The sequence below is a fragment of the Rhizobium indigoferae genome (assembly GCF_034554815.1).
Classification (GTDB): Bacteria; Pseudomonadota; Alphaproteobacteria; order Rhizobiales; family Rhizobiaceae; genus Rhizobium; species Rhizobium leguminosarum.
The window spans coordinates 1,133,950-1,150,244 of record NZ_CP140635.1 but is presented as its reverse complement, the minus strand read 5'-3'; the positions used below and the strand labels follow the sequence as shown (position 1 = coordinate 1,150,244).

At 59.7% G+C, this 16,295-nt stretch carries 15 protein-coding genes and 1 tRNA gene; 3 read left to right on the top strand and 13 right to left on the bottom strand.

The window, feature by feature from the left end; all coding sequences use genetic code 11:
• Positions 1 to 4: 4 nt before the first annotated feature.
• The 7 genes from rnc to rpoZ form a co-directional block, all read right to left on the bottom strand.
• Entirely contained in the window at positions 5 to 724 is a 720-nt protein-coding gene (gene rnc, locus U5G49_RS05910) for a ribonuclease III (RefSeq protein ID WP_131702306.1), read from the bottom strand.
• Positions 721 to 1,464: a signal peptidase I gene (gene lepB, locus U5G49_RS05905; RefSeq protein ID WP_018241399.1), complete on the bottom strand. Its 744-nt coding sequence runs from the start codon at positions 1,462 to 1,464 to the stop codon at positions 721 to 723. The genes rnc and lepB overlap by 4 nt, the downstream gene beginning before the upstream one ends.
• 198 nt (positions 1,465 to 1,662) lie before the next feature.
• Positions 1,663 to 2,067, bottom strand: a complete 405-nt coding sequence (acpS, locus tag U5G49_RS05900; RefSeq protein ID WP_018241398.1) for a holo-ACP synthase — start codon at positions 2,065 to 2,067, stop codon at positions 1,663 to 1,665.
• A gap of 38 nt (positions 2,068 to 2,105) precedes the next feature.
• Positions 2,106 to 2,696, bottom strand: a complete 591-nt coding sequence (locus U5G49_RS05895) for a DUF2062 domain-containing protein (protein WP_018241397.1) — start codon at positions 2,694 to 2,696, stop codon at positions 2,106 to 2,108.
• Positions 2,697 to 2,857: 161 nt separating this feature from the next.
• Positions 2,858 to 3,007, bottom strand: coding sequence for a DUF3563 family protein (locus U5G49_RS05890; protein WP_003558084.1), 150 nt, complete (start codon positions 3,005 to 3,007; stop codon positions 2,858 to 2,860).
• A gap of 183 nt (positions 3,008 to 3,190) precedes the next feature.
• Complete coding sequence (locus U5G49_RS05885) at positions 3,191 to 5,425, bottom strand: RelA/SpoT family protein (protein WP_193446052.1); 2,235 nt, start codon at positions 5,423 to 5,425, stop codon at positions 3,191 to 3,193.
• Between the two features lie 206 nt (positions 5,426 to 5,631).
• Positions 5,632 to 6,036 carry a DNA-directed RNA polymerase subunit omega gene (rpoZ, locus tag U5G49_RS05880; protein ID WP_018241396.1) on the bottom strand — a complete coding sequence of 135 codons (405 nt, stop codon included), beginning with the start codon at positions 6,034 to 6,036 and terminating at the stop codon, positions 5,632 to 5,634.
• Between the two features lie 297 nt (positions 6,037 to 6,333).
• On the opposite strand from rpoZ, the gene U5G49_RS05875 reads away from it, so the two are divergent.
• Positions 6,334 to 6,915 carry a LabA-like NYN domain-containing protein gene (locus U5G49_RS05875; RefSeq protein WP_018241395.1) on the top strand — a complete coding sequence of 194 codons (582 nt, stop codon included), beginning with the start codon at positions 6,334 to 6,336 and terminating at the stop codon, positions 6,913 to 6,915.
• 72 nt (positions 6,916 to 6,987) lie between these two features.
• Here U5G49_RS05875 and smpB read toward each other — a convergent pair whose 3' ends face one another.
• Both smpB and dapA read right to left on the bottom strand, forming a co-directional pair.
• Positions 6,988 to 7,467 (bottom strand): SsrA-binding protein SmpB, encoded by a 480-nt coding sequence (gene smpB, locus U5G49_RS05870; protein WP_018241394.1) that lies wholly within the window; start codon positions 7,465 to 7,467, stop codon positions 6,988 to 6,990.
• Between the two features lie 101 nt (positions 7,468 to 7,568).
• On the bottom strand, positions 7,569 to 8,453 hold the full coding sequence (gene dapA / locus U5G49_RS05865) for a 4-hydroxy-tetrahydrodipicolinate synthase (RefSeq protein WP_018241393.1): 885 nt from the start codon (positions 8,451 to 8,453) through the stop codon (positions 7,569 to 7,571).
• A 214-nt stretch (positions 8,454 to 8,667) separates the two neighbouring features.
• Here dapA and U5G49_RS05860 point away from each other — a divergent pair, with 214 nt between their 5' ends.
• Both U5G49_RS05860 and U5G49_RS05855 read left to right on the top strand, forming a co-directional pair.
• On the top strand, positions 8,668 to 10,743 hold the full coding sequence (locus U5G49_RS05860; RefSeq protein WP_193446051.1) for a lytic transglycosylase domain-containing protein: 2,076 nt from the start codon (positions 8,668 to 8,670) through the stop codon (positions 10,741 to 10,743).
• 65 nt (positions 10,744 to 10,808) lie between these two features.
• Entirely contained in the window at positions 10,809 to 11,705 is an 897-nt protein-coding gene (locus tag U5G49_RS05855; protein WP_193446050.1) for an alpha/beta fold hydrolase, read from the top strand.
• Between the two features lie 167 nt (positions 11,706 to 11,872).
• On the opposite strand, the gene U5G49_RS05850 is transcribed toward U5G49_RS05855, so the two are convergent.
• From U5G49_RS05850 to U5G49_RS05835, 4 genes are all read right to left on the bottom strand, one after another.
• Positions 11,873 to 12,937 carry a porin gene (locus U5G49_RS05850; protein WP_284200489.1) on the bottom strand — a complete coding sequence of 355 codons (1,065 nt, stop codon included), beginning with the start codon at positions 12,935 to 12,937 and terminating at the stop codon, positions 11,873 to 11,875.
• Between the two features lie 557 nt (positions 12,938 to 13,494).
• Positions 13,495 to 13,585, bottom strand: a tRNA-Ser gene (locus tag U5G49_RS05845).
• 168 nt (positions 13,586 to 13,753) lie between these two features.
• Complete coding sequence (locus U5G49_RS05840) at positions 13,754 to 14,971, bottom strand: NAD(P)/FAD-dependent oxidoreductase (protein ID WP_026188336.1); 1,218 nt, start codon at positions 14,969 to 14,971, stop codon at positions 13,754 to 13,756.
• Positions 14,972 to 15,156: 185 nt separating this feature from the next.
• Positions 15,157 to 16,272, bottom strand: a complete 1,116-nt coding sequence (locus U5G49_RS05835) for a Gfo/Idh/MocA family protein (protein ID WP_193444690.1) — start codon at positions 16,270 to 16,272, stop codon at positions 15,157 to 15,159.
• Positions 16,273 to 16,295: the final 23 nt, after the last annotated feature.

The window sequence follows — 16,295 nt, the reverse complement described above, 5'->3', positions numbered from 1 at the left end:
CCCGTCAGTTTCCGGCAGACGATTGCTGCCAAATGCCTTCGCGCTCGAGCATCTTCGTTGCCGCGACCTGTTCGGCGGCACGCTTCGACCGCTCTACGCCGGTTTCCGGCTTAATGCCAGCAACTTCCACCGTCACCTTGAAGCGCGGATCATGATCCGGTCCGCTGCGTTCATCAACCCGGTAGATCGGCGTGACGCCGAATTTCGCGTGCGACCATTCCTGCAGCTCGGTCTTGGCGTCGCGCTTAGCGCCATCGGCCCGCACTGCCCTGCCCTGCCAGTAACGCAGAATGAACCGGCGGGCAACTTCGAGGCCGCCGTCGAGATAGATCGCGGCGATCAGGCTTTCGACGACGTCGGCGCGCACGTTCATCATGCGCTTGCCGGTCAACTTCTTCACATCGGCGCCGGTGCGGATATAGAGGTGAAGATTGAGTTCGTCGGCAACCGCGGCGCAGGTTTCAGCGCTGACGAGCTGGTTGAGGCGAACCGAGAGCTCGCCTTCTCCAGCCGCCCCGAAGGTGCGAAACAGGAGCTCGGCGATGCAGAGCCCAAGGACCCTGTCGCCGAGGAATTCGAGCCGTTCGTAATTGCCGCCCTTTTCGGTGCGGGCGCTGGCATGGGTCAGCGCGCGATCCAGGCGTTCCTTTTCAGCGAAGTCATGACCGATCAGGCCTTCAAGCTTTGCGCGGTCCGCCGCAGAAAGCGTCTGCGCCTTGCTCATTCAACAACCTTGAAGAGGCGGTCCCAACGCATGTTCGTCGGCCACTTCCAGATTTCGCGGAAGGAGGTATCGTTGCCGAGCGAGAAGAAGATAACGCTGGCGCGGCCCACAAGATTTTCCGCAGGCACGAATCCGACGTCGAAGCGGCTGTCGAGCGAGTTGTCGCGGTTATCGCCCATCATGAAATAATGGCCTTCCGGCACGATGAATTCGCGGGTGTTATCGCCGCGCGACACCGGAGACTGATCAAGCGTGTCGTAGGTCTTGCCGTTGTCGAGCGTTTCGCGGAACACCGGCACATCCGCGCCCGGATCAAGCTTGTAATCCGAGGTGAAGCTGCCGTCCGCCACCTTCGGAACCGGCTTGCCGTTGACGTAGAGCACGCCGTCGGTAACCTGGATATGGTCGCCCGGCAGGCCGATGCAGCGCTTGATGTAGTCGATCTCGGGGTTTGGCGGGAAGCGGAAGACGACGATGTCGCCACGCTTCGGATCGGCGCCGAACAGGCGGCCGCTGAAGAGATCAGGCGAGAAGGGCAGCGAATATTTCGAATAGCCGTAGGCGAACTTGTTGACGAAGATGTAATCGCCGACGAGCAGCGTCGGCATCATCGAACCGGACGGAATGGTAAAGGGCTGGAATAGCACCGTTCGGATCACCATCGCCAAAATCAGCGCCTGGATGATGACTTTGATATTTTCCCAGAGGGCGTTCGGCTTGGCTTCGACTTTTTCGGACACGCAGTCTTATTCCTTCAAGACGCCGCGGCGGCGCAATTCTTTCTGTCGTTCTCTCTAGCGGCTTCGGCCGGTTGCGGCAATGGCGACAACATCAAAAGCGACGAGAGGTCGCGTCAAACGCTTCCGGGGTCGCGATCAACGCTCCCGAGGTCGCGATCAACGCTCCCGAGGTCGCGATCAACGCTCCCGCGGTCACGATCAGAGGCTCTCGGGCAACGCCTCGATAATGACGAAGGCCTGCGCCAAGGGATAATCATCCGTTATTGTCAAATGAATGGCGGGCCTGTGACCCGCGGGCAGCAGCGATTCGAGGATCAGGGCGGCCGCGCCTGATAAAACCATGGTCGGCTTGCCGCTCGGCAGGTTGACGACGCCCATGTCCTTCCAGAAGACGCCCTGCGCTATGCCGGTGCCGAGCGCCTTGGAACAGGCCTCCTTGGCGGCGAAACGCTTGGCATAAGATTCGGCACGGTTTGCCCGGCGGTCGGAACGCGCGCGCTCGATCTCGGTAAAGCAGCGATGGGTGAAGCGCTCTCCGAAGCGCTCGATGGATTTCTCGATACGGCGAATGTCGATCAGATCGCTGCCAATGCCGATGATCATGCCGGAACCTTCCGTCGCTTAAGAATTCTTGATCGGGTTCATATGCTCGGCATGTCGCCGGCCGGAACGGCAAGGCGCAGGCGCGCCCGCTCCATCAGCCGTATATGGCGGCGCGTCTGAAAACCCTTCACGGTGTAGAATGTCAGCGCATAGAGCGCAACGGAGGTGACGGCCGCCGGCGGAATGGCGCCGACCAGCATCGGCTCCAGCACCGGCTTCCATAGCTCAGTGAAGTTCAGCTTGTGGAAAAGGGCGGCGAGATCCACCGTCTGACCGGCCAGGTGGTCCTCGCGGCTCAACAGCAGATGTCCGATCTCCCAGGTGATGCCCCAGATGAAGGGATAGGTCAGCGGATTGCCGAAGGCGGCGCAACCAAGGGCGGCGGCCACCATGCTGCCGGAGAGGAAGTAGGTGATGACGAAAGCCATGACGAAATGCACGCCGATGAAAGGCGTCCACGAGACGAAGACACCCGCAGCGACGCCGGCGGCAACTGCATGCGGCGAAGCGCTCAGGCGCAGGACACGCATTGTCAGGTAACGGATCGGGCGAAGGAAACCCTTGCGAGGCCATAAAAGCTCCCGCATCTTTTCCTTGAATCCCGCAGGTTTGCGACGGCGAAACAACATGGCCGGTATTTAGTGCAGCGCACACCGCCATGACAAGAGCGGCAAATGATACCGCTCGAAAAACAGCCCCTCAGTTCTCTCTGCGAAGAGGAGCTTCTTCATGCCGAGGGGCGTCCGTTATGCATAACGTCCCTCACCCGCCTCAAGTATAAAGTTCAGTATCAGCGATTTCGGAACAGACCGCGGTCGACCTGGCGCTGACGAAACTCGAGATCGATACGATCGAGCGAGCCGTTCAAATATGCCATTTCACGTTCCTGCGTGGTCGGAGCGCGAAAGGCGCGAGCGAATTTCTTGATAGGGTCAAACATTACCTTGTCTCATCTTCTGTTTGCGTTTCGAAGACCAGAAGATAGGCTCGGCAAAGGTTAATTACCACCGCCGCAACATGGAGACAGCCATGCGCTGAGCGCATCGCTTGCCTTTTTGATGCGCCGTCACGATCATAAAATGTGCAATTTTCCGTCCAAACCCCTGAAGGGCTTAACAAAAGCTTACTCGTAGAGCCGCCGGACCGTGGCGATGCAATCCAGTTCCTTCATCTGGGCGAGCAACTGATTGAGCTGGCGCAGATCCCAGACCTCAACCTCGAGCATCATTTCGGTGAAATCGGCAGCCACCCGCACTGTGTTCAGCAAGCGGATATTGACGTCGAGGCCTGCGACCGTCTGGGCGACCTTGGCAAGCGTGCCGGGTTCATTCAGCCCATTCACCATGATGCGCGCCATGAAACGCGACTTGTTGGCTTCGTCGAGATCCCAGCGCACGTCGATCCAGCGGTCGGGCTGATCGTCAAAGCGCTGCAGGCTCGGCGACTGGATCGGATAGATGGTGATGCCCTTGCCTTGATCCATGATGCCGACGATGCGATCGCCGGGCACGGCGCCGGTTGGCGCGAACTTGACGTCGACATTGCCGGACAGTCCGCGGATCGGCCCGATATCGGCATCCGCGTCGATTTCCGCATGGCCACCGTCGTGCCCGGCCTTGGTCTTGCCGGGGATCTTGAAGATCATGCCGGCAGCGCTGCGGACGTTGAACCAACCGTCGTCGCCGGAGGGCTTCACGGTGACGCGCTCATCCTGATGATCTGGATAAACGGCGCGCAGCACGTCGAGCGAGGACATCTCGCCGCGACCGACGGCGGCGATCGCATCCTCGACATCCTTCTGGCCAAGACGGTGCAGCGCCGGCTTCATCGCCTCACGCGAGAAGATCTTGCCGGCCCTATTGAAGGTGCGCTCGAGAATGCGGTAGCCAAGGCCGGCATATTGCTTGCGGATCGCCATACGGGTGGCCCGGCGGATGGCGGCGCGCGCCTTGCCGGTCACGACGATCTCCTCCCAGGCGGCGGGCGGAACCTGCACGCCGGAGCGGATAATCTCGACCTCGTCGCCATTTGCAAGCCGCGTCACCAGCGGCATGATACGGCCGTTGATCTTGGCGCCCACGGTGGTATCGCCGATATTGGTGTGCACCGCATAAGCGAAATCGATCGGGGTGGCGCCACGCGGCAAGGCAATCAGCTTGCCCTTCGGCGTGAAGCAAAAAACCTGATCCTGGAAGAGCTCGAGCTTGGTGTGCTCGAGGAATTCTTCCGGGCTGTCCCCCTCGGCGAGGGCCTCGATCGTATGGCGCAGCCAGGAATAGGCATTGGATTCGCGAGAAAGGATGTCGCCATCGGCATTGGTGGCGCCGTCCTTATAGAGTGTGTGGGCGGCGATGCCGAATTCGGCGATTTCGTGCATGCGCTTGGTGCGGATCTGCAGTTCGATGCGCTGGCTGGAAGGACCGACGATGGTGGTGTGCAGCGAACGGTAATCGTTCTGCTTCGGCGTCGAGATATAGTCCTTGAAGCGGCCGGGCACGACGCGCCAGCGCGTGTGGACGATGCCGAGCGCCCGGTAACAGGAAGGTATATCCTCGACGATCAGGCGGAAGCCGTAGACATCTGAAAGCTGCTCGAACGAAAGCGACTTCGATTGCATCTTGCGGAAGACCGAATAGGGCTTCTTCTGCCGGCCCTTGACGTAGGCGCTCGTCAGACCGCTTGCCACCAGCAGATCGCGCAGTTCGGCCTCGATCTTCTTGACGATGCCCTCGTTGCGCTTCGAAAGCTCTTCCAGTCTTTTGGTGACGGTCTCATAGGCTTCCGGGTTCATATGCCGGAAGGAAAGCTCCTCGAGTTCCTCGCGCATGTCCTGCATGCCCATGCGGCCGGCGAGCGGCGCATAGATTTCCATCGTCTCCTCGGAAATGCGGGCACGCTTGTCGGCCGACATGTGATCGAGGGTGCGCATATTGTGCAGGCGATCGGCCAGCTTGACGAGCAGCACGCGCACATCGTCGGAAATGGCGAGCAACAGCTTGCGCAGGTTTTCCGCCTGCTTGGCCTTCTTGGTGACGAGATCGAGCTTCTTGATCTTCGTCAGACCCTCGACCAGGCGGCCGATATCCTCGCCGAAGAGTTCATCGATCTCGGCGCGTGTCGCCGTCGTATCCTCGATCGTATCGTGCAGCAGAGCAACCGCGATCGTCGATTCATCGAGGTGCATGTCGGTGAGGATGGCAGCGACCTCGAGCGGATGGGAAATATAGGGATCGCCGCTCGCGCGTTTTTGCTGGCCGTGCTTCTGCATGGCGTAGACATAGGCTTTGTTCAGCAGTGCTTCATTGGCATCGGGCTTGTATTGCTGAACCCGCTCCACGAGCTCGTACTGCCGCATCATTCCAAAGCCACTCCGATAAAAATAAAAGCGCGCCAATCAACGATTGGCGCACACATGGGCAATAATATGCCTAAGCAATAAAGGTGCAAGATTGACGATTGGTAATCGTCGCTCTTTTGCATCGCATGAAGCAATTTTCCGGATCGCATCAATGCGACCGGGAGGATCATACTCAAGCGATGCGACCGGGGATCCGGCCGACGCGCTTAGTAGTCGTCGCTCTTTTCCGGCGGCACGAGGCCTTCGATGCCGGCAAGCAGCTCTTCTTCCGACATCTGGTCGAAAGTGATCGTCTCCGGCAGGTCGTCCTGCTCTTCGCTGTCGGCTGCGGCGACACTGCCGGCGGCGATCATGCTTGCCGGATCGGGCTCGGGCTCGTCGACTTCGACATGCTTCTGCAGCGAATGGATCAGATCTTCCTTGAGGTCGTCGGGCGAAAGCGTCTCGTCGGCGATTTCGCGCAGGGCCACAACGGGATTCTTGTCATTGTCACGATCGATGGTGATCGAGGCACCCTGGGAAATCAGCCGGGCGCGGTGGCTGGCGAGCAGAACCAGCTCGAAGCGGTTCTCCACCTTGTCGATGCAATCTTCAACTGTGACACGGGCCATTGCCTGTCCTTTACGGTCGTCATTTCGGGATTAGCACGCCCGATACAATTAAAACCGGGCAAATACAAGTTTTTCATTCCGGCTCCCCTCGTCTTTATCCGCGGCTGAGCTAGATTTCCATGGAGAATGTCATAATTCCACCGAAGGTTGCTTGGAATATGTCGAATCGTGCCCTAAATCTTTCATATATGAATAATTCATAAAGTAAGGATCAAATCGAAATCGAAACACAAGCTATTGTTTTTATTGAAGTTTGGCACCTGCGAATTTCGATTGCTCTCATTGGATTGGTAAGCGATGTTTGACCCACGCGAAAAAATTGCACTCTTCATTGACGGCGCCAACCTCTACGCTGCATCCAAGAGCCTGGGATTTGACATAGATTACCGCAAGCTCTTGAAAGCATTCCAGAAACGCGGATACCTGCTGCGCGCATATTATTATACCGCTCTGATCGAGGATCAGGAGTATTCATCGATCCGGCCTCTGATCGACTGGCTCGATTACAACGGCTACAAAGTCGTCACCAAGCCTGCCAAGGAATTCACGGATTCCATGGGTCGCCGAAAGATCAAGGGCAACATGGACATCGAGCTTGCGATCGACGCGATGGAACAGTCCGAAACGGTCGATCATCTCGTCATCTTCTCGGGCGACGGCGACTTCACGAACCTGGTCGAGGCGTTGCAGCGCAGAGGCCGCAAGGTCTCGGTGATCTCAACCATGGCAACCCAGCCGCCGATGATTGCCGACGACCTGCGCCGTCAGGCCGATCATTTCATCGATCTCTTGTCTCTGAAGGCTGAAATCGGTCGCGATCCCTCGGAGCGGGCGCCACGCCAGGCCGAAGTCGCCCCGGCCAGCGATTTCGAAGACTGATCTCGTCGGGCGACTCGAAGTCGAGCGATAAGGGCCGGATTGGACTGGTGATCGTCAGCCACGGCGTCGTGGTCAGCCTCTATCCTTCAGCAGGCGGCTCTTCTGCCGATTCCAATCGCGTTCCTTCTCCGACTCGCGCTTGTCGTGCAATTTCTTGCCCTTGGCCAGCGCCAGCTCCATCTTCGCCCGACCGCGATCGTTGAAATAGATCTTCAACGGGATCAGCGTCATGCCTTCGCGGTTGATGGCCGAGCGCAGGCGATGGATTTCACGGCCCGACAGCAGCAGCTTGCGGCGTCGGCGCGGTTCGTGATTGAAGCGGTTGGCTTGCAGATATTCCGGCAAGTAGGAATTGATCAGCCAGATCTCGCCGCCCTCATCCGAGGCGTAGGATTCGGCGATATTGGCCTTGCCTTCGCGCAGCGCCTTGACCTCCGTGCCCATCAGCACGAGGCCGGCCTCGTAGGTATCGATGATCTCGTAGTTGAAGCGGGCCTTGCGGTTTTCGGCCACGACCTTGTTCACCACGCGCTGGCTGCCTTTGGGGGCCATGACGACATTCCAATTTCTTTTTAGGGCGCGAAAAGCCGCGCCCTCATTTCTTGCCCTTTATGTAAGGGAGAGACCCCGTCTTGTGAAGAAGGCCGGCCCCGTCAGTTCAAAAGGCCTGCATGGCGCATAGCGGCGTCGATCGCTGATTCCGTTGCCGGCTCCAGCGTCGAAAGCAGCGGCGAGCGGACGTTGCGGCTCATCCGACCAAGCTTGGAGAGCCCGTATTTGGCACCGCAAAGACCCGGCTCAAGGAAGATCGCCTTGTGCAGCGGCATCAGCCGATCCTGAAATTCCAGCGCGCGGGCATAGTCGCCTGCCAGTGTCGCCGCCTGGAAGTCGGCACAGAGGCGCGGGGCGACATTGGCGGTTACCGAAATACAGCCGACACCGCCATGGGCGTTGAAGCCGAGCGCCGTCGCATCCTCTCCAGACAGCTGCCTGAAATCCGTGCCGCAGGTGATGCGCTGTTCGGAGACGCGCTCGATCTTGCCCGTTGCATCCTTGACGCCGACAATATTCTTGTGCGCCTTGGCGAGCGCACCCATCGTTTCCGGCGTCATGTCGACCACCGAGCGGCCGGGGATATTATAGATATAGATCGGCAGATCGACGGCCTCCGCGATGGCTGAAAAATGCGCGATCAAACCCTTCTGCGTCGGCTTGTTGTAATAGGGAGTGACGACCAAAACGGCGTTCGCACCGACCTTTTCGGCATGCTGGGCGAGCTCGATCGCCTCCCGTGTATTGTTCGAGCCGGCGCCGGCCATGACGGGAACGCGCTTTGCGGCAACTTCGATGCAGAGTTCCACCACCCGTTTGTGTTCGGCATGCGACAGCGTCGGGGATTCGCCCGTCGTGCCGACCGGGACGAGACCGGCGCTGCCTTCCTTGATCTGCCAGTCGACATGCGCGGCGAAGCTATCTTCGTCGATCAGTCCGGCATCGGTGAAGGGGGTGACGAGGGCGGGAATGGACCCATTGAACATGCAAAGCTCCTCACGACCAAATCCTTGCTTCGGCCGCATTCCATGAATAAGAGTTGCGCACCATAGAGCGCCGAAATCATCGCGACAAGCGCGTAGAGTTCGGTTTAGGGCAAATTCCGATAGCAGATGTGAATGAATTTTACCTGGTACGGTAAGGTTTCGTTAAGATGCCTCTAGCCTAATGGCAGGGCGTGTTTTCGTTGCGAGATCCCGGATGAATAAAGCTGTCCTGATTCTGTCCGCCTTCGGCTTTGTTGCCGCCGCGTGGGGCAGTGTTGCGTCGCCGCTTCCCGGCGAGAGCACTCCTATGCCTGATGTCAAGCCGCTCGGCTTCATTCCCGAGACAGCCATACCGGAATCGATGACAACGGGCGCCATTCCGCGCAACCCGGCTATCGCGCCTGTCAGCGGCGACCTGAAAGCCGGCCTGGATGCGCTTTCCGACAAGGACCCGCAACTGGCGCTTTCGATCCGTGACAGCATGCGCGACGCTACGCTCGACCGGCATATCCTCACCTGGGCGATTGCCGTTTCCGGATTAAAGGGCGTTCCCTCCTATGAAATCGCCAGCGCCGCGCAGGAGCTCAAGGGCTGGCCGGGTCTTTCGCGGCTGCGCGCCTATTCCGAGCGCGCGCTCTATGACGAAAATCCCGCCCCTTCCGCCATACTTGCCGCCTTCGGCGATACCGCGCCTGAGACGATGCAGGGCGCCGTCATCCTCGGCCGCGCGCTGGTTGCATCAGGCAAGCAGGCGCAGGCGGCAAAACATATCCGCAAAGTCTGGCGAGGAGAGGCTCTCGACAAGGCGACCGAGGACAAGATCCTCGTCGAGTTTTCCGCGCTGTTGACGCCCGCCGACCATAAGGCGCGGATGGACTATCTGATGTATCGCGGCCGGGTGGCGCAGGCCAAGCGCTTCGGCGACATGGGCCAGGCCCAGTCGCTCTACAAGGCCTGGGCTGCCGTTGACGCCAAAGCCGGCAATGCCGGCGCCTTGCTCAACGCCGTCGATGCGAAGTGGCGAGCCGATGCCGGGCTGTTGTTTGCGCGGATCGAATATCTGCGCAAACAGGACAAATATGCCGAGGCGGCAGCACTTCTCGAGCAGATGCCGCCCGAGCGTAGCGAACTCGTCAATTCCGGCGAATGGTGGAACGAGCAACGTATCGTCAGCCGTGGTCTCGTCGACCAGGGACAATTCAAGCCGGCCTATCGCATCGTCGCAAACTACGCCGCAACGAGCCCGACGGAGATCGTCGAGGCTGAATTCCACGCCGGATGGTACGCGCTTCGCGGCCTGCAGGACCCGACAACGGCGGAAAAACACTTCCGCAAGATCCTCGAGACCTCAAACGGGCCGATCTCGGTCTCACGCGCCTGGTATTGGCTGGGACGCGCAGCGGAGGCCGGAGGCCCCGGCAAATCCAGCGAATTCTATGCGAAGGCCGCGAATTTTCCCGGCACCTTCTATGGCCAGCTCGCGGCGGAAAGGCTGGGGCGAAAGACGCTTAATGTCACCTATCCTGCACCGAGCACGGCTGACCGGCAACGCTTCCAGGCACGCGAAGCCGTGCAGGCGATCGCCCGACTGGAGGCCGCCGGCCATGGATGGCGGGCCGCCATTCTCTATCTCGCGCTCGCCGACCAACTGCAAAGCCCCGGTGAATTGGCTGTCCTTGCGGCACAGGCCGAGCAATCCGGCGATCATCATCTGTCGCTGCAAATCGGCAAGATCGCCTATGGGCGCGGCATCGATGTCGCAGCGCTTGCCTTTCCGATCGGCGTGATCCCGGCGAACGCCAATATATCTGGCTCCGGCAAGGCACTCGCCTATGCCATCGCCCGGCAGGAAAGCGCCTTCAACCCGGCCGCCGTTTCGGCGGCGAATGCGCGCGGCCTGCTGCAGCTTCTGCCGGGCACGGCCCAGGCGGTAGCCAAGCGCAATAACATCGCCTTTTCCAAGGACAAGCTGACGGCCGATGCCGGTTATAACGCGACACTCGGTGCGCATTATCTCGGCGAGCAGATCGACGCCTTCGGCGGTTCCTATATCCTCACCTTCATTGCCTATAATGCCGGGCCGAAGCGGGTGCCGGAATGGATCGGCCGCTACGGCGATCCGCGCGGCAGGCCGATCGACGAGATCGTCGACTGGATCGAGCGCATCCCCTTCCCCGAAACGCGCAACTATGTGCAGCGGGTGATGGAGAATTACGAAGTTTACAAGGCTCGCCTCGGCCAGCCCACCGATATCGAGCGTGACCTGATCGGCGGACGCAGCGCCTCCTGAAGCCGTTTGGCGCGGCTTGAAAAGCAAGTTACATCTTCGGGGTCAAACAGGTCTCGAGGGATGTGATGCCGGATACGGATGCAGGTGGTTTCCAGGAGCGATTTTTCACTTCTTCTGATGGGCTGAGGCTTTATGCCCGCGACTACCCACCCGACCAGGCAGCAACTGCCGGATGGCTGCCGGTGATCTGCCTGCCCGGCCTGACCCGCAATACACGGGATTTTCATCCACTTGCGCTGCTTCTCTCCCGGGATATGACAGCACCGCGCAGGGTGATCGCGCTCGATTCGCGCGGGCGGGGAAACTCGGCATGGGACGACAACAAGGCGAACTACAATCTCGCCGTCGAGGCCGGCGACGTCATTGCCGCCTGCGCAGCGCTTGGCATTGAGCGGGCGATTTTCATCGGCACCTCGCGCGGCGGGCTGATCCTGCATCTGATCGCAGCGACGCGGCCGGATCTTCTCGAAGCCGTCATCCTCAACGATATCGGACCTGTGCTCGAGGCTGAGGGGCTGGCACAGATCCGCGATTACCTCAACAGCGTCAGGAAGCCAGCGGACTGGAACGAGGCAGTCGATCTATTGAAGGAAAATCATGGCGCGTCGTTTACCGCGCTTGCAGAGGAAGACTGGCGCGAGATGGCGCTTGCCCTTTATCGCGATATCAGCGGAAGGCCGATCGCCGATTTCGACCCGGCGATCGCGGAGGCACTGAAATCGATCGATTTCAGCCAGCCGCTGCCTGATCTCTGGGGGCAATTCGAAAGCCTGAGCCGGCTGCCACTCATGCTGATCCGCGGCGAAAATACGTCGCTGCTTTCACAGGAAAGCGCCGGCGAAATGGCGCGGCGGCATTCGGGAATGACCCTTCATGCCGCCGGAGGACAAGGACATGCACCCCTTCTCCATCTTTGCAATATCCCTGCGGCAATTCGGGCTTTCCTCAACAGTTGCCGCTGATCTTATGCGCGTCTGGATCTTTATCCTGCTCTTTAGTTCTTCGGTTTTTAGGCGTGCCGCTATCGCAAAAACGTGACGCATTTTTTCGGGACAAGCTTTGAAGACCGAGCAATAAAAAAGCCCGGCTCGAGAGCCGGGCTTTCCTGATCGACCGAAGTCAGATCAGATTAGAACGAACGCTGCAGACGGAAGTAGCCCGTCGTGGAGTCGTCGCCATCATCCGGATCGAGGTACTGAACCGAAGCCTTGGCGTAGAAGTTGTCGACGATCTGGTAATCAACGGTCAGACCGACCTTCCATGCATCACCGGCACCGTCGTAATCGCTAGGAACGGTGTCAAACGCGCTGGCACCGCCGATGTAGTTGCCGTAGTACTGAACACCCGGGGTGATTTTCAGCTTGTCGGTTGCCTTGATGGCGTATTCGGCAGCAACTGCCCATTCAGCCGTCGAGTAGTACGAGTTCGGGCCGGAAGAGTACACAGCAGCGAGGCCGAGCGTACCGGGACCGATGTCAACCGTACCCATTGCACGGACAGCGCCGTCTTCGTTGTCGACGTCCCAGCCGGCAGTGATCTGGTAGCTGAAGGCACCAGCCTTGCCACCGAGACCAACGGCAACGCCGACATTGTTCGGACCATCGTTCGGAACAAGGAGGCCGGTGACGGGATCCACGTCACCCTGATAAACGCCGTCTTCCAGTTCATCGACGCTGATGCCAGCGTAGAAGGTGCCGCTTTCATACTGATAGCGGATCGAGTTGTGGAGCGTTACGACCGAGCCGATGTCGTCGGTTTCGCCGGAGAGGCCATCGTCCCACCAGCTGTAGAAGAGACCAGCGCGGAAGCCGGCGATGTCGAGGTAAGCGGAGTCGAGCTTGGACGTCTGAACCGTGGCGTTGTCAGCGTTGAACTGCATGACGATGACGCCGGTCAGCGGACCATATTCGGTGTCGCTCTTGGCCGTGAACTGAACCTGACCGCGGGTGACAGCATCCCAATCCGAATCGCCGCCGACGTCTTCGCCAACGTTAACCTGGAAACGGATGTAACCGTTGATCTTGAGGCAGGTTTCAGTGCCCGGGATGTAGAAGTAGCCGGTGCCGTAGGCGTCGCAGACGCGAACATATTCAACCGGTTCCGGTTCGGCAGCAACGATAGCGTCAGCAGCCTGAGCACCGGAAACTACTGCGAGAGCAGCAGCGGAGCCGAGAAGAAGGCTCTTGATGTTCATAAATGACCTCCAATTCAAAGTTTCGATCGGGTTTGGGATCTTTCGCTGAGCAGCGTTCCCTGCCCCATCCCCGTGTTTCAAGAAGTGGACGATCAGTCGCCCTTGCTTCCGAGGTTGAAAATACAAGACGGAAGCCGTCACGCAATCACCAACTTACTCGGATGGGGGATTTGAGGGAGCCTTCCCGACATTCTGTTGCTGAAAGGACACAAGTCGGGCAACCGACCTCGATTTCCTTTATGCTTTGTTAAGAAAACCCTGATTTTGCGGAGGCTTAGGTCCAGCCAACAAAGAATTGGACATGCGCTCTGCGACACATTCGTGACACTTTTTTGGCAAAATGCGGCTCTTGCGGCGATTCAGGATTGCCGAAAGCGTAACCGGACGTGCACCGATCCACTTTCGCCACCTGCCGGAGGCTTGAGCGCGGGAGGTGATTCCCGCAGGCGATTCTCTCGCTCAAGGCAGAGAGATTTTTCGTCGCCGGCCTAGCCCGACTAAGCGAACGTGATTCCCTGCCGGAAACTAACGATCGACGCACACTCAGAAAATCGGAATGGCGGAGAAGATGGGATTCGAACCCACGATACGCTTTTGACGTATACTCCCTTAGCAGGGGAGCGCCTTCGACCACTCGGCCACCTCTCCGGTGCGGCCTAACTATGGCGACCGCTCTGTGAATGCAAGGGTTTTTTGAGTTTTCACCAGAAGAAATGCAGCGGCTGCCATTTCGGCTGGTTACGCAAACAGACCACATTTCCTGCCGCGTTCCGCGGAATTTGATCGCGCTTCGTTCTCGTGATGAAGAAGCCGAGCTCAGCCGAGCAGGCTCTTGAGGTCAGCAGAAGGGTCGGCGAGAATCGTTTTATCGGGGTTGGTCCCGGATTCCAGCAGCTTTTTGCCGGTCACATAGGCTTTCGCGTCGTTGATCGCATCGACGGCGATCAGCCGGCCTTCCCTGAAGTACCAGACCGAATGGGCGCCTTCGCGGGTGCCGGGGCGCAGCAGCGTCTCGTCATAGCCGAGATTGAAGCCGGCAATCTGCAGCTTGACGTCATACTGGTCGGACCAGAACCACGGCTTCGGCGCATAAGGCTCGCTGCCGCCAGCGATGACGGCCGCCGCTGCTTCGGCCTGGTCGACGGCGTTCTGCACCGATTCGAGCCTGATGCGGCCGCCCTCCCAGGGAAGTGCGGCGCAATCACCGGCCGCAAAGATCGCCGGATCGGAGGTGCGGGCGAATTCGTCGACCACAATGCCGTTGGCGACTTCGAGGCCGGCTTCCTTGGCGAGCTGGTCGTTCGGCGCGACGCCGATGCCGACGACGGCGAAATCGATGTCAATCACCGATCCGTCTGAAAGCGCGGCACCAACGACACGGCCATCCTTGCCGACCAGATGCTTGAGCCCTGTCTTCTCGCGGATCACCACGTCATGGGTCTCGTGAATCCTGCGCATGATGTCGGCGGTCTCCTTCGCCGCGACGCGCTGCAGGATGCGGTCGGCCATCTCGATGACGGTGACTTCCAGGCCGCGATGGCGGGCAACGGCTGCCGCCTCGAGACCGATATAACCGCCGCCGATGATGAGGACGCGGCGACCGGGGCGCATCTCGTCAGCAAGCAGGTCTGCATCGCGCTTGTCGCGGGCAACATAGACGCCTTCGAGATCGCCGCCGATTGCGGCCGGCAGCCGGCGCGGCGTCGAGCCGGTGGCCAGCGCCAGCGTGCCGTAATCAAGAACGGAGCCGTCCTGCAGCAAAACCTGCTTGCTGTCCGGCTTGATCTGCTCGGCCCAGGTCGACAGGCGAAGGTCGACGTCATTGTCCGCATACCAATGCTCGGCACGGAACAGCAGGCGGTCGAAGGCCATTTCGCCGAGCAGGTATTTCTTTGAAAGCGGCGGGCGCTGATAGGGCGCGACGTCTTCCGCGCCGATGAGGGTGATCGGGCGCGTATCCTTCAACGCACGCAGCTTGGCCGCCAATGCGAAACCGGCCTGTCCCGCGCCGATGATCACCAGTCTATCCGTCACGATCTCACTCCTGAAGCTGCGCCCGACAACCACGCCAAGGCCTATCCCCTACACCGCCGCGCGTCTTTCAGACGCGCGAACGACGCTGTCGCATTTTGAGTTTCTGCATAATCCCTGAAATCGATTTCGATTTCAGGGATTATGCAGTAGCCCGTGCGCCGTCAACGGAAAGCGGCCTCTTACATTCAGGCGATCTCGATCCAGCGGCGCTCGTGGAAGGACTGTGCCATGGCATGTACCGACTTCTCTATCCTGAGACCGTCTTCGAATGTCACGATCGACGACGGTCCGCCTGAAATTGCCCGGATCAGCTCGCGGCATTCGATGATCTTCAGATCGTTGAAGCCGAGGCCATGGCCGGGCGCTGGAATGAACCGATCATAAGGCCGATGAGCGGGTGCCGCCAGTATCTTGCGGAAACCCTGTTCGGAGCCGCGACCCTCGGCCTGATAGAGTTCGAATTCGTTCATGCGCTCCTGATCGTAGACGATCGAGCCCTTCGAGCCGAAAATCTGCAGGGCGATGCGGCCCTTACGACCCCAGGCGGCGCGATTCGCCATCAACACGACTGAGATGCCGCCGCCAAGCCGCATCAGCACGTTGGCGCCATCGTGGTTTTCGACGGCACGGCGACCACCCCCGCCCAGCGGGCGGTCGGCATAGGGTTTTACCATATCCGTTATGACGGCCTCCACATGGCCGAAGAGATACCAGAGCAGCGACAGCGGGTGCACGGCGAAATCGTCGAGCGCGCCGTAGCCGGCGGAAAGCTCGCTCTTCCAATAAAAGAAGACATCGGGATCGGCCATGAAATCCTCGTCCATCTCGACGCGGATATGATTGACCGTGCCGATGGCGCCCTCGCCAATCAGCGTCCTGATATGCCGCATGACGGGATTCTGAATGTAATTATAGCCAAGAGCGGCAACCTTGCCGGATCGCTTCGCCGTTTCCAGCATGCGCTCGGCATCGGCATAGGCCGGCGCCATCGGCTTTTCGCACCAGACATGCTTGCCGGCCTCAAGGGCAGCAATCGCCATCTCGGCGTGGAACTGATTGGGCGTGGTGACGGAGACGACGTCGACCTCGGGGTCGGCGATCAGCGCCCGCCAGTCGGCCGTCGCCTTCTCGAAACCGAATTCACCGGCACGAGTCTCAGCGAGCCCGGCATTGGCTTCGGCCAGATGCACAAGACGCGGACGCTCGACATCGCCGAACACCGTCTTTACCGCGTTCCACGCCAGCGCATGGCACTTGCCCATATAACCGGTGCCGATCAAACCGATGCCGAGTGGCTTCATTTCCGTCTCCTCCAGAGCTGCGC